Here is a 15,505-nt window from a genome sequence, read left to right as displayed (position 1 = left end):
TGTTAGTTAACCACTACGTTGCCACCTTTCACGACGACTTTGTCACTGCCTTCGATCGTAATAGCCGAGCCTGATAACTTTATTGAACCATCACTGTTCATCACTAAAGAGGAACCACCCGTTTTCAATACAATCTTGTCGCCACTGATAATTTGCGTTGCACCATCGGCTTTATAAGCGGTGTTCCCTTTCACTGATACCGTTAAGTTGCCACCAATCGTCTGGTTATCATCCGCACCAATATCTGAACTCTTAGACGCACCGATAGTAAGGTTACTGTTTTCGCCAATATCTAAGTCATCATTTTTACCGATCTTAGTCGTACGGTTATCACCAATTTCTAAGTCAGAATTGTTTTTCACATACTGGGCTTCGTTCGCGTTGTATGTGACGGTAACGTCTTGCTCGACTGTCTCGGTAAACGTACTGTTTACTTGTGTCGTTTTATGTCCATGAATGGTTTCTTTATGGTCACCATGAACTTCATTCGTTTGGTGACGTGCAACCTTCAAGAATTCATCTTGACCGATATCACGGTAACGGTTGTTTAGCACCTTGGTCGACATGTCTTTTTGAGCGTGAATATAGACTTCTTCTTGGTTCGCTTCGTCTTCAAAACTCAACTCGTTGTAACCTGTTCCTTTGTGCGTTTGCGTGCGGAACGTGGTACGAGTTTTGTTTTCTGGCAAAGAGTACGGTGGGAAATGCAAACCGTTGTAAACTGCGCCCGTAACTAACGGACGATCTGGGTCCCCCTCAAGGAAAGTTACTACGACTTCGTGGCCAATACGCGGCAAATAAACTGCGCCCCATGTTGGCGCCGCCATGGATTGGCTTACACGAATCCAACAGCTTGAATGCTCGTTGTTATCACCGTAGCGATCCCAATGGAACTGTACTTTCACTCGACCAAGCTTGTCGGTGTAAATCTCTTCACCTTCTGGTCCTACAACGACCGCCGTTTGAGGGCCATCCACTACTGGTGCCGCTAGTTTAGGCGCTTTAAACACCACATCGCGTGGAATACACGAGAACTGGTTGTAGTAAGTGGTTGGCATACCACTCGCTTCATCTTCATGCACTTGCGGATCTTGACCTGTGTGCATTACAGACAACATGAGGTAATCGCGGTTAATCTCAGAACGCGGGTGGTCACTGACGTTAAAGCTGTAACCAGATGCTAAGCGCATTACGTCACTCGTTGCTTCCACTTGTTGATTATCGACTATGTGTTCCGACATCCACTCCGTGGTTCTCACCTGACCCATCAGCGGGTCGACGTATCGTCCAGGATAATCAAACTGCTTGAGATCTTGGTCTAGCTCGCCAGCCTGTGTCATCTCTTGTGGAATTTTAGGGTGTTCGTAGTTGTAATCTGTGTACGTAACCTGTCCCGTTCTAACGCGGTTAACTAACTCGAGATCAGAGATATGTTCGCGATCGGCAACACCGCCACCATCGGCATGATAAACAATCGGCCCAATGTATGAAGCATTTAGTGGCGAGCTTATCAAAGGTGCAATCGCGTCATTACTGTCGACAATGACCATCGTATGATTTGAATCGCTATGGTCAAAGTAATACCACATACCGTGTTCAGCCATCATACGCTGCACGAAGTGCAAGTCAGACTCACGGTATTGCAGAACGTATTCTTTTGGAGGATAAGTACCCGACACTTCAAATCGGTAATCGGTGACTGCCCCATCATCGAGTACTTCTGTGATGATGTCTTGCGCTGACTTTTGCTGGAAAATACGACAATCTTGGCGCTGAGATAAGAACCAAGCTTGAGGAACCAAGACTAATTGATAACGAGAAAAACGACGTCCAGTCCCTAAGTAACGAACTTCATTCACCACGCCGTTGAACACGCGCGCAGCCCCAACACCTTGTCCGTAAAGTGTCAACGTTCCTGCTTTACGTATTAACTCATCGAACGAGATATCTGGATCAAGTGAAAGTAATGAGAGATTGATGTGGAAAGGCTTAGATAACTCTTCATGAACATGAAAGCTCTCAACCCGGAATTCATGCCCACATCCAGGCACTTCAAATTTAAATTCTACGTCATTCACCATATCTTTTACCTGATACAAATAATCGAATTAGGGCCAACAATCGTTGGCCCTGAATCTTTACACGACGAGCAATTAAGCTTCGCGTGGAGCACGCCAGTCGTCGTTACCCGCAGTACCACAGTTTTCGTGAGTTACTTCGATCGCACGGTAAGTGAACTTAAGCACTTCTTCTGTCACGCGGTCAGCTGTTGCTGCGTCTTGACAGTGGTTCATACGAGTTTGGATATCGACAAGTAGCGCATCAATCAATTTGATTGAGTAGTAATGCTCTTGTTTACCTTGAACTGAAGTACGGTAGAAGCGGATCACACACTCAGGAAGTTTTTCGCCAGATACTAGTGCGTTGAATAGTAGTGGAGATGAGCGATCTTGAACTTTAGTTACAACAAGTGGACGGTGTACACGTTGACCAGTTGGCTGACCACTTTGTGGATCACGTGGAACAGTTAGCACGTGATCAAGTTCTTGTACTAGGAACTCATCAACGTGAGCTTCTTGCCATGTGTTACCTACTGAATCTGCAGAGTAAGTATCTTTAGTAATATGGCCTTGAGTCTCACCTTGGATAGACATATATGCTGGAGTTGGCATCGCTATTTCCTTTTCTAAAATCTGTTTTGTTTAAATCACCAAATCGCTTATCACCGCGACTACTTGGTATAATCAAAGTTCATGCCAACTTTAGAAACACAACAAAAAACAACAACTTATACAAATTAAGGCATTATTCACTAATACCTTGAGTACAATTTATTGGATAAAAAAACAAAAAGTTGGATTAAGATAATAATAAATTGTTCTAACTTTAAAAAGTGAAAATAACCATATAAAACTGTGTAAATAAAGTCATTAAAACTAACAAATCCGACACTTTTACTATCAATTAATTTAGAATAACAACGCCATTAAAATAACCACAAACATTAATGTCACAATAATCATTAAAAATAACCAACAAACGATAGTCAAAATATCTTGATAAAAAAAGAACGCAATCACTTTTAGTATAATAGCCGCTACCTCTTTTCCTCTAAAGAATAAAATGGCTATGATAAATATAAACCTTTCTTCATTAATTCAGCGTCTACACCCGATTGCAAAAGTAGCATTAGAAGACGCCGCTGCACTTGCAGTCTCTGAAAAAGCAAACGAAGTTCAAATTGAGCATTATTTACTGAGTCTATTAGAAAGGCCAAATAGTGATTTTGACGTCTTATTAAGTCATTTTGATTGTTCTGAGAACTTATTAAGACAATCGGTTCGATCCACACTCGACACCAACGCCAAAGGAAATGGCAGCAAACCTGTTTTTTCTGCTTTATTAATCGAATGGTTGCAAGAAAGTTGGCTGGTTTCTTCTTTAGATCTATCCGAAACACAAATCCGCTCTGGTGCCCTGCTCCTTACTCTTGTTAGCAACCCTCTCCGTTACGGCCAACATGGTTACGCCTCTATCCTTGAAGCGGTAAACCCTGACAGCCTTAAGCGTAACTTTGCAGAGCTAACAAGCCAATCTATTGAGGCGCAAGTTGCTACTTCAGAGAAAACACAAGCTCGTGAGGATGGCTCAGCACTGAGCAAGTTCACAACAGACTTCACTGGTAAAGCACGCAAAGGCGAAATCGATCCTGTTTTCTGCCGCGACCAAGAAATCCGCCAAATCGTGGACATTCTTGCTCGTCGCCGTAAAAACAACCCTATTGCTGTTGGTGAACCGGGCGTTGGTAAAACCGCAGTAGTAGAAGGCTTGGCACTTAAGATTGTACAAGGTGACGTACCAGACAACCTCAAAGGTGTTGAGCTTTACGGCCTGGACATGGGTCTTCTGCAAGCTGGTGCAAGCGTAAAAGGCGAATTCGAAAAACGCCTAAACGCAGTATTGGATGAAGTGAAAAACTCGCCAACCCCCATCATTCTTTTCATCGATGAAGCGCACACCCTTGTTGGCGGTGGTAACCAAGCAGGCGGCAGCGACGCGGCAAACTTGCTAAAACCAGCCCTAGCGCGTGGTGAAGTGAAAACCATCGCTGCGACAACATGGTCGGAATACAAGAAGTACTTCGAGAAAGATCCTGCCCTTGCACGTCGTTTCCAATTGGTGAAACTCGACGAACCATCTCCTGAACAAGCAGCATTGATCATTCGTGGTCTGCGCCCTGCTTATGAAAAATCACATAACGTTTACGTGCGTGACGATGCTATCACTGCTGCGGCAGCACTTTCTGCTCGTTACATCTCTGGTCGTCAACTGCCAGATAAAGCCATTGATGTTCTAGATACAGCATGCGCGCGTGTGAACATCAACCTAAATGCCATTCCGGCGTCTGTAGAAACACTGCAACAAGAACTTGCAGCTCAACAGCGCGAGCTTGAAGCACTTGAGCGTGATGCTCTGCAGCAAACTGGCGACAAGCACAGCCTTGCTAACATTCCATACCTAAAACTGGCAATGGAAACAACGAAAGAAGAGCTAGCAGAACAAGAAGCGCAATGGCACAAAGAAAAAGAGCAGATCCAAGAGATGATTGCTCTACGCTCTCGCTTACATGAACTGGTCTTTGGAGAAACAAATGAAGAAGAGCTTGTTGCAGACGAAGATTCAGAACAAGAGCAAGACGTTTCTCCATATGCAGAAATGGATGAAGAAGCCGTTCGCATTGCCATTTCGGCCTGCCAAGAACAGCTAGATGCAATCCGCAATGGCAACCCACTGGTTCACTTTGAAGTGGGCCCAGATGAAGTCAGCCATGTGATCTCGGACTGGACTGGTATTCCAATGGGTAAGATGCTTCAAGACGAAGCAGAAACCACGCTAAAACTGAAAGAAAGCCTAACACAAAGCATCAAAGGCCAAGAATACGCTATCGATGCACTGTCTGAAGGCATTCAAACCGCAAAAGCAGGCTTAGGCAACCCAGACGCACCAACAGGCGTATTCCTGCTGGTTGGCCCAAGTGGCGTGGGTAAAACCGAAACTGCTCGTGCAATTGCTGATCAAATGTTTGGTGGTGAGCGCTTTATGACGACCATTAACATGTCTGAGTTCCAAGAGAAGCACACGGTATCTCGCCTAATTGGTTCACCTCCGGGTTACGTAGGTTACGGCGAAGGCGGCATGCTGACAGAAGCGGTTCGTCAACGTCCATATTCTGTTGTTCTTCTTGATGAAGTGGAAAAAGCCGACCCTGAAGTGTTGAACCTGTTCTACCAAGTGTTCGACAAAGGCACGCTGAACGACGGCGAAGGCCGAACCATCGACTTCAAGAACACGCTGATCATCATGACCAGTAACCTTGCAACACACGAGATTGAATCTTTGGTTCATCAATCAAAAGACATCGATGCGAACATCATCGCAGAAGCTATTCGCCCTACTTTGAACCAACACTTCAAGCCAGCGCTGTTGGCACGTATGTCAGTACTACCATTTGTTCCGCTGTCTGATGAAGCAATGACAGAAATTATTCACCACAAGCTGAACAAAGTTTCTCAGCGTCTACAGAGCCACCACAAGTTGTCTCTGAGCTACGAAGATAGCTTGGTTGAGTTCGTACTAGGTAACTGTCGCCTTGCTGAAACGGGCGCGCGTAACATCGACGCGGTCATCAACCGTCAGTTGCTGCCGCAACTATCGACTCAACTATTGGTGCATGACAAGGATGATTCACATACGCAAATCGAAGTGTCTGTCGATGAGCAAGGAACACTAACCTATGCGTTCAGCTAACCATAGCGAACTTAGTAACGCCCTACTTGCGATCAGTCAGTCTTTGGCTGATCGCAGCCAGCTTACCCAAACGTTGGATGCTGTGTTGACCGCTGCGAGACAAATGACCCTCGCAAAGCACGGCATCATTTATGTGTTGGACCAGACTGGGCAGGCGTTGATTCCAAGTACCGCTCACCATAACGATAAAACTATCGTTTCCCATCCTTGGGATGCATTACAGTTAGACTCAGCCAGTGAGAACGATCCATTTAACTTTGCCATTCGTAATGGTGAAGTGGTGTTGATTAACGAGTTGTATAAGTACAACGGCTATGACTGCGAAAGCATCTATCAAACTGAGCAGACACTGGGATTAAAAAGCGAGAACTTACTGGCTTGGCCTTTGATTGATAGCGAAAGCAAAACTATTGGGCTGTTAGTCTTACTCGATTTAAGTGTTATCGACAATGAAACTGCATTGACTGAGTTTTGTCGTATGGCTGCGAGTAATATTCGCCAAGCCGTTTGGTTAGAGCAATACGGGCAAGTAATAAAAAATCTCAATGCCGACAATCAAGCCCTAGTGCGCGAGAACACTCAGCTCAAAAAACGTACCCAGAAAGCCTATCAAGGTCCTATTGCAGAGAGCGAAGAAATGCTCAATGTCTTGAATCGTCTTGATAAGGTGCTATCTCTTCCTGTCGACGTTCTGTTGCGTGGTGAAACGGGCGCTGGTAAAGAAGTGATCGCGAAATACATTCACGAAAACTCTAATCGTTCAGAACAACCTTTGATCGTTCAGAACTGTGCGGCTATTCCAGAGCAGTTATTGGAATCTGAGCTTTTTGGGCATAAGAAAGGTTCATTTACAGGCGCAGACAAAGACAAAGTCGGCCTGTTTGAAGCAGCCAACGGCGGCACGCTATTCCTAGATGAGATTGGCGATATGCCAATGCTACTGCAAGCAAAGTTGCTGCGTGTACTTCAGGAACGCAAAGTTCGCCCTATCGGTGCCAGCAAAGAGATTGAAGTAGACGTTCGCGTTATTGCAGCAACTCACTGTAACCTTATGCAGCAAATCAAAGATGGCGGATTCCGTGCCGACTTGTTCTATCGCTTGAATGTGTTCCCTATTACATTACCACCATTGAGAGCTCGCAAGTCAGACATTATTCCCCTTGCCGAACATTTCGTGCAACACACAACCAACACGCTAGGTCTGCCGCAAGCGCCAGGGTTAAGTGCCAACGTACGTAAACAGCTCCTTGCCTACCAATACCCAGGGAACGTGCGTGAGCTTAAGAACATCATTGAGCGCTCGGTGCTACTGTCCGATTTTGAAACCATTACTCACATTGAGTTTGGCGAACAAATCCCAGAAGATGTACCAAGTATCGACATGAAAGCAGCTTCACCTACCCCAGAGCAACCTGCTTACGAGCAGCAAGCACAAGCGGATTTAGAAGACGTTTCAAAGAGCCTTAAGGACGTTGTCAGCCAATACGAGCGTACAGTAATCATCGATTGCTTAAATGCCTGCAATTGGCACACCAAGAAAGCCGCTGAGCAATTGGCGCTGCCAATGAGCACTCTCAACCATAAGATGAAGAAATACGATATTTCTGCAGCGGGTTGATGGGGGTTAAAAAGAAACTTCTAAATTCAGTATGAAGTGATAAGAAAAGAAAACCGCCCGAAGGCGGTTTTTTTGTATGTTACTTTGCCTGTAAAAGAGCGATTTCCGGAGCATTGAGCGAAGACGCTTGTTTCGTTATCCAATTCTCAACATATCCTTTCTGCTCGTTCTGTACCCCTAGGTTTTTCCAGTGTAAGTGATTCGCCTCACTTGTCGCATTTTCCTTTTCAACCGTTTCTATCCATGGCTTACCCGTCATGAAGTCTTTCACCGCAGGAACTTGAAGCTCAAACTTCGGTAGTTCATAACCTTCACTTACATCCATTTGTTCAAATGAAGCCAGCTCAAGTTTGATAGGTTTTAGATCATTACCATCTAAAACATCACCAAAAGGTCTTAAACCATTAACTAGTTTGCCTGTAGGCGACACATAAGAGTACTCAAAGCGAATGATATAAAGGTACTTTTTCTCGCTTGAAGTTAATAAACGGGAGAAATTCGCGTCATTCTGATCAATAAATTGAACGGCGCTTTGCTCCAGACCTGTACGCTTAGTCGCGCCGCTATCGTCAAGCTCTAGATCAAAAACGGTTCTTGTTTCTATTCCATTATACCCAGTATTTGACTTCTCGGTAACAAGACGAGAATGAATGTTGACTACCCCGGCATAATGCATCACATCATGTTTAACTGGACCATCTTTGATCTGCAGTTTCACCCCACACTCAATGGCGTTGAGTAACATTGTATCGTAGTCGTCACTCGCACGATCATCCCCCAACACCGCAAAACAAAGTGAGAACCGTTGCTCTTTCGACCAATCAAACTTGTTGCTTATCAGTTTATTCGCATTGCCTTCACCCCAAGCAAGGTCACCGTCAATTTCAACACCAGGCAAAATAATAAGGTTGCCATCGATCACCTTCGGTGTACTGTCTCGAGATGATGCAGACTCACTCATGACAAACTCTTCGATCAAAAAGTCAGTGTCTGTGAGTTTCGTCTTTTCCAATGTTCGACCGTTAAAGTTTTTCGCTTCTTGTGCAGGGCTTTGACCATCGATACCAAAGTTAACTTCAGTAATATCTAGAGTGTAGTTTTTATATGTACCCAAACCCTCTAACTTACCCGCTAGTAAATCATGCCCTCCCAGTGAGAAGACATATTTCATCTGTTCAAAAGCACCAGTGTCTCGAACATATTCAAACACGCTTTGACCTGTAAAGAAGGCTTTCACCTCATCTATGACTTTAACATTTGGGCATAGCGGCTTGATTCCATGAATTAAAAACTCACCAAAGCCATATGTTGGCTCAAATTCAAGACCATACAACTCCTCGACACCTTTACTCTCAAAGTGTTTTTGAATCGCTTTATCAGGGTCTTCGAATTGAGAAGCATCCATTTTTGTAAACAACACATCAAAGGTTGGCCCATGAGAGTCCAAGCCAACCAAGCCAACAACGGCTGCGCGATAAGCTACCTCCTGTAAAAACAGTGCCTTAGATGAGACATTGTCTTTTAAAACCACCTGTAGTTTCACGCGAGTTTGTGGGCGTAGCTTTCGTCCATTCTGCGCAAATGCCCACTCTACATATGGCGTCCATTTCTCACCGTCTTGAACCAGCAAGCGGCTGAACTCTATATCATCACGGCCAAGTTCTTCTTTAGCTAAGTTGAAGTCGTGACAAAATGCTTTTAGGCCTTCTCGGATAGAAGCACTTTCTTGCAAGGACTCATCTGATTTTCGGTCCAAGAATAGACGTGTCTGTACAGGGAATCCTGTATTAAATGCACCACCTATTTTTTCACCGTAACTCCATTGTAACGAGCTATTGGCATCTGAGTTAGAGAACAAACCAGATTTTTTAAATCGGTTTACCCAGTTCAGGGCCAGTGTATTACCATCATCGACTGGAATTTCCCAGTTATCACTCATGACATACAGCTGAATAAACTCGTCAACTCGATAATCCTCAATGAAATCATCAAAGTCACCCGTCAGGCTCCACTTAGCGCGGAGAAGCGTTAGTAACTCAATCAATGAATTCAAAGCATAAGAGCGCAACAAAAAGCGCTTCAACAATTCATCATGATTCGCCTGTTTTTTGAGAAAGTCAGCTAAGCCAACAGCATCAATGACCTGAGGTTGAAGGTCTTGACTTATCCCTTTGTACAGAGAGATAAGCTCTTTGTTGATGCTACTGAGTGTCTTTAGCATGCTTTTGTTGTTGTACTGAGCTTTGATCTCCTTAAACGTCGCATCACCAAAAAGGTCGCCATAGAAATCAGTTGCAGCGCCCAAAAGATCTGCACCCACTTTACCGGCAAAATAATAGGCAGCCACTGGTGCGGCAGGCGTCCAGATTGCGACACTTGCCATTGCATCAACGGCAGCAATAATCAACTTATCTTGAGCTTCCTTTGCCGCAAGCTGATGCCCTTCCCAAATTTGATGCGCGCGATTTAATGCCATCGTTCCCGAGCGGCTCGGTGGTAGGGAAACCGCAAAGTCAGGGATGATCAACCTAACCTCTACACGTCGGTTCACAGCGATATCAGCAGTATCTGATCGGTCGTTAACGTCGGCATAACCTTCGATATCATCAATCAGTTGTGACTTACCCTTAAATTCAATCCACAACCTTGATTCTAGATTCGCTCGTTCTTTTTCGCTTGCTTTGGCAAGGATGGCCTCTTTAACGACATCCGCACGCAATCTGGAAATTTTTAAGTTATTTTCATGCGTTCCTATTGGCCCTGCATGGCCAATAATGGCAACTTGGTAATCAGGGTTTTTGGATAAAAGCTGGCATAATTTTTTACATACTTCTATATAGTCGATATGCAGTACTTGAACTTCGTTCTCAAACTCAGCAGAGTTAAACTTGAAGTTCATTCGAACAACGACCCCTTGACCATCAACAAAGATCTGAGCATTCCCTTCTTTACCAAGCGCTTCCTGCACCGCTTCTGCCTTTTTTTGCCAATGTTCTGGATTATCAAAGCGACGAACAAACGTTAAAGAAGAAAGATAGTTTTCAGAGTATTTGCTTAAAGTTTCTTGCGCTTCTTTCGCATTTTTAATTTGTTCAGAGAACGCCGAATATTGCTCTAACGCTTCCTTGCCACTTGCGATAACTCCAATTGCTGGTAGCGCGCGATTTGTTCCGCTCAAAAAATCACTGCTTAAACGTCCAACGCCACGCATGATTTTTGACTCTGGGCCTGCCGCTTTAAAAGCACGTTTGATATAAGGAATATCGATTACATGCTTTCTAAACACTAACGCTTGTGCTTGTTTCAGCGTTAGCTCTTTACGCGCAAAAACCTTTGCAAGGCTGACGCTCTTTTTAACACCACTGGTGGCGGCAAGTGCCGAATGTAACGCGATACCACTCATCAGAAATGGAGGTAAAGCCCCTGATTCACTGTTTTCCCATAGCGCCTGCCCGATGGTTTTCGCCATATCCGCAGGTGGGCCAAAAAGCTTAGCACCGTCAATGGAGAGAAAATCACTGCTCAACGATTCGTAGGTTTTGTTGATCGCAGCATGCAAAGATAACGGTGCGACGCCCGGCTTTTGCTTAGTTTGATAGGTTAACCCCTTTGTCGCGTAGTCTGAATAAGATGGCAACTGATTAGGAAATTGTTGGATGAGCGCTTCCTCTAAGGTGATCATGTCACCACACACGCACGCCATTTTGCCAATGCCCGCTGTCTCGATAAACGTCAGCTTTTCATGCAGCTCATAAGTATATACATTCTGCTCCACATCAGTTTTAGGGTGTTTCATAAACTGCTTTGTGGCATTGGCCTTCAACACACTTTCAGGTAACTTTTTACGTGTTTCATCGAGTGCTTTCCATTCAGTTTCCCAAAATTGGATGCGCAACAAATAAAAACCATCTTCAACTTGGCTAGGGTCAAGGTTAAACAATGCACTTGGTAAAACGTTTTTTTCACCAACTTCAATTGCCCATCTTGCAACGTTGGTATCGACTACCTTCACATTAATCACTTCTTCTGCGGCGCTCTCTAAATCGCCCGCTTTGAGCTGCTTAACCGGTCTAACTAGCGAAACTTCCGCGCCACGATAAAGATTATCAGTGAACAACACTGCACAACTGTGCGTTCTTGGCACAACGAAACCTTTCAGGGGTTTGTTTCTTTTTTTCTGACGCTCTAACCAATCATTGTAACTTTGTTGTTCTGGCGAAAGGTCACCACCAGCATAGGCAGGAGCAAGTTGGCTTACTGCAATTTCAGTAAGTTGGAACTTCACACCCGTTTGGTTTGTTTTGTTGGTCCCATCATCAATGTACTGGGCAAAATGCTTAATGTTTTCTGCAAGACTTACTAGATTTTTTGCGCCCCCAGTACTTTCTGGATCATTCAGCGGCGCAATCATCTGCGCCAACAAACGCAATGGTGGAAAGCTTAATTCATAGCTTTTCCCTTTGCAGATCCCTTCCGGTCGGTTGCCCAACTTGAGTACTTCGTAATTGTTGACATCACTCGGTACAGAACTTTCAGAGTCGACCTTTTCTCCCGATAAAGGTTGCTTACCCGTTGCTTGTGGTGGCTCGCCTAAACCTAACTCGACCAATTTTCCCTCTCTGGTGGTGCCCCACAGTGCGGGTTCACCTCCCGACAAGGCATTGACCATCACTGGAGTCAAAGGTATGGGACGAATCTTACCCTCTAGCTCATTTACTTGAGTGAGATCTGGCTGGGAATGCCAGTCCGGCCACACTTCCACACCATCATCGTTCTTTACGGCACTAAAGAAAGCTCCAAACAGATAGACTTCATTATCAAACGTAAAAGCCATTAGTTCGCCTCCTTAAACCAATTTCCTTGATTTGCGGAGAGGTTATACACAATTGCAGGATCTAACGTGCGCCCATAACCCAATGGAGACCAGCTCCACGCTTGTTTAGTATGGTTTTTCTGCACCGACATCAGCATCGCGTTGTAATTTGTTAGCGAAAAACGATTATTTAAACCGATGGCATATTGCATTGCCCCATCACGCTTAATCTGTTTACCTTTCGCTAGGTCGACGACAAACACATTGTGATAGTTGCGATTAGCCGCCCAGACAATGTCCCCTTCTGGACTTATGGCTTTATAATCCGCTTTTGATTTATTCGTCGCTAAGTCCTTATCCCAAAAAACTGCTTTTGCTTTTTGATTTGTATTTGCATCGTAAATAAGCGCAGCAAAATCATTTACCTGATATCTTTTCCCGTCCTTTATGAAGCCAGTATCACTGATGTAAAGATCGGTCTTTTCCGCCTCACCTTTAGCAATATCCCACTTATAAACCACACGACCAACCTTACCAGTGCGGTAATAAACGTAGCTGCTATCTTCCGCCCATAAAAATCCGGAAGGGCCTTCAATATCATGTGGCAGCTTAATCAGCTTCTGGTTTTTGATATCAAAAAGGTAGTTAGTCAAACCAAAACCGACTGCAACGTAACGATTGTTTGGCGAGCGACTGGTTTTATCAACAGTTATGTCACCATCGCCAAGCCATGGCAAATCGGTCACCAAACGTAAATCGGTGCCATCAGTCTTCATACTCCAAATTTTGGTTCGTCCTTCGTATTCATTATACATAGGGTCTGGCTCATAGCCTGAGTCGTTTGATAAGTTGGCCCAAGTAAACTGAACGCGTGGCAAATCGTAAGAGCTCGCGTCATTTAAGTCTTCCCTTGGCCATTCTTTGGCGCGATGGATAAAGTAACGAGGAAAGTCACGTTGTTGGTATGTCGCAGAGTCAGATTTAAAGATCTCACTTGGCTCCATGGTGTAATAGTTGTGTTCACCAATGTAAGTGCGGCCGTCATCTTTACAACCCGCTATCGATAAAGCAGCAAGCAACAGTAATAGTATTTTCTTCATGGTTTAACCTAGCAATTCTGAAATGGGTACATTTTCTTCTACAACGACAAGACGTTGGCTACCGGTGGAGAGGCTCGAATGAACACCTCGAACAATATCGACGCTCTTGACCTCTTCCGGCGGGAATGCGAACCGAAGCGTCATATAACCATCGTCATCTTTCATTGCTGAACGAAAGTACGATTTGTGAATCCAATCCTGTTCTATGTTACGAAGCCCAAAGAAATCGTCCGGCTGATCTGTCAAAGGCTCGTGAAGGTAACGTATAGAAGGCAATGCGCCTCTTGGAGCCAACTTAAGCCCCGCGATATTGCTCTCTTTGTGTTCGTTGATGACTCCACTGCCGATGCCTGTCGATGCGGTACCGGAAACTGGAATAATATTCTCGCCCGCATTATTAAAGCTTTGGGATGAGGAGTATATTTGCAACTCTGAAAGAGACTTAGCAATTGAAGCAGGATCACTCTCTAGCTCAGACAGTTCCGTGTTTGTCAAAGCCAACTCGGAGTAATGGATATAACATTCTTGTGCTTTTCCCGCGACTTTATATGGCACCCAAATATGCGGTAGAGGAACGCCTTGCGCAATACGCAAACCATCTTTGCCAGCTTTATAAGGGCTTAGCACCGTTTTAACAGTGATAGGATCAATATCTAATTCTGGAAAAACAACATCTACTTCCTCATCTACAAAGCGGAATACCCTAGCACCTTGATCAAGGCTTAGATGTCCCGAATACACTTTCTGACCGGATTGATAAATCTCAAATGCTTCTTCGCCAATATAGTAGTCTGGTACAAGGTTGGCCCCATCAATGTTGACATGTCGTGTTTTCATCGAGGATTCAGGATCATTATTTCTGTAGTACTCTAAATCGACATCAGCAAAGTAGCCTTTTGGTGTAACTTCAACCTCTCGCCAAACTTTGTTATTCCAGATTACATAGAAATAACCTTCTGCAACCAACTCATGTCCATTTGGGCCCTCTAGCATAGGTAGTACAGGCACCAACACGTTATCCCACTCATCCATTTGAGTTTCTTTATCAACGGGTTGCAGGTCTTCGGCGAGTTTAAGCAAAATTGGCTGAGGCTGGTCAGTGCAAGGGATCTTGATATAGAGCGTTTTGCCCTCAGCTTCGAGAGCTTTAAATGTCGCGAGGCTGCGGTGTTTGTTTTCTGTATCAGCCTTGCCTACAGTCACTTTTTCTTTTTGAGCGTCCGTTTTACCCAACATCAAACATGCCGCGTTGCTAGACCACTGCCCTGCAAACTCGACAACGATTTTTTGGTCTGGGCTTGGCTCAGAAGGTACATGCGTGTAACTACGAACTAAAGCAACATCGTCAGTAACCTGCTTGTATCCTGCTTTAAAAGCTTTGCTTTCATTCGAAGCAGATACAGAGTCAACGAGTGATTTAAGTCTAGGGAAGCTTTGCAGCTGAGAGTCCGTCAATGGCGAACGACGAGCAACGGTAGATAATGACACCCAATTGCCTTTCCCCAATTCGATTCTTATCGCAGCTAGCAATGCGCTGGTCGTTTTTTTGGCAGAGGTGGAAATATTTTGCGCCAATTCTTTAGGGAGGTTTCTAAGGATGTCATCTGAATTTCGCAAACGCGAAAGCTGTCCTATACACTCGTCCGGTGTAAGAACATAAGATAGCTCGTTGGAGGATAGCTTCGAGCTAGGTATAAATTTGCAAACTAAATGCATTTGAATTCTCCACAACCAACATCGTAAATATGGCTGCGGTGACAATTAAGCTGATAAGGCTTACAAGTACGATTTGGTCTGCGTATCCTACTTACTTAGCCATTTATTTTCAACGAGATAGAAAAATCGCCCGAAATCAAAAACACCAAAAAAATGGTGATTTTTACTATTAAAACATGCGATTTGACCACAATAAAAGCCAGTAACATCACCCACTCTGTCAAAATGGTAAAATCTTACTATCTAAAAAAATTTAATTTATGGACTGAAGTTAACAAAAATCGTAGTAACGTGCGCTTCAGGTAAGCACGAGGAAATTCAGAAGTTTATGAGGTGCCCTCCTCAGCAACAAACAACAAATTGACTGTTACTGAGGAAGTTTAAATAAAAAGGTGAGCGCATTACGCACTCACAAAAGTAACTGCTCTGAAGCTTGCTAGGATTAAATTT

The 15,505-nt window shown here is 44.3% G+C and carries 7 protein-coding genes; 2 read left to right on the top strand and 5 right to left on the bottom strand.

Translation table 11 applies throughout. The features are described 5' to 3' along the window. Positions 1–2: 2 nt before the first annotated feature. Both tssI and L3V37_RS04495 read right to left on the bottom strand, forming a co-directional pair. Entirely contained in the window at positions 3–2,081 is a 2,079-nt protein-coding gene (tssI, locus tag L3V37_RS04500) for a type VI secretion system tip protein VgrG (protein WP_042523523.1), read from the bottom strand. Between the two features lie 72 nt (positions 2,082–2,153). After that, positions 2,154–2,672, bottom strand: coding sequence for an Hcp family type VI secretion system effector (locus L3V37_RS04495; protein ID WP_005373415.1), 519 nt, complete (start codon positions 2,670–2,672; stop codon positions 2,154–2,156). A gap of 457 nt (positions 2,673–3,129) precedes the next feature. On the opposite strand from L3V37_RS04495, the gene tssH reads away from it, so the two are divergent. Further along, on the top strand, positions 3,130–5,808 hold the full coding sequence (gene tssH / locus L3V37_RS04490; RefSeq protein ID WP_237305903.1) for a type VI secretion system ATPase TssH: 2,679 nt from the start codon (positions 3,130–3,132) through the stop codon (positions 5,806–5,808). Next, a complete protein-coding gene (locus L3V37_RS04485; RefSeq protein ID WP_237305902.1) occupies positions 5,795–7,426 on the top strand; it encodes a sigma-54-dependent Fis family transcriptional regulator in 1,632 nt (543 codons plus the stop codon). The genes tssH and L3V37_RS04485 overlap by 14 nt, the downstream gene beginning before the upstream one ends. A 79-nt stretch (positions 7,427–7,505) precedes the next feature. On the opposite strand, the gene L3V37_RS04480 is transcribed toward L3V37_RS04485, so the two are convergent. The 3 genes from L3V37_RS04480 to L3V37_RS04470 are packed head-to-tail and all read right to left on the bottom strand — an operon-like array spanning position 7,506 to position 15,055. Beyond that, positions 7,506–12,260: an OmpA family protein gene (locus tag L3V37_RS04480; RefSeq protein ID WP_237305901.1), complete on the bottom strand. Its 4,755-nt coding sequence runs from the start codon at positions 12,258–12,260 to the stop codon at positions 7,506–7,508. Continuing rightward, positions 12,260–13,339, bottom strand: coding sequence for a hypothetical protein (locus tag L3V37_RS04475; protein ID WP_033906402.1), 1,080 nt, complete (start codon positions 13,337–13,339; stop codon positions 12,260–12,262). Before L3V37_RS04475 ends, L3V37_RS04480 begins: the two co-directional genes overlap by 1 nt. A 3-nt stretch (positions 13,340–13,342) precedes the next feature. Further along, entirely contained in the window at positions 13,343–15,055 is a 1,713-nt protein-coding gene (locus tag L3V37_RS04470) for a hypothetical protein (RefSeq protein ID WP_237305900.1), read from the bottom strand. Positions 15,056–15,505: the final 450 nt, after the last annotated feature.

The sequence above is a fragment of the Vibrio sp. D54 genome, from assembly GCF_021728075.1.
Lineage (GTDB): Bacteria > Pseudomonadota > Gammaproteobacteria > Enterobacterales > Vibrionaceae > Vibrio > Vibrio alginolyticus.
Note: the sequence above shows the minus strand (reverse complement) of the source record. Positions and strands in the feature narration are given on the sequence as shown.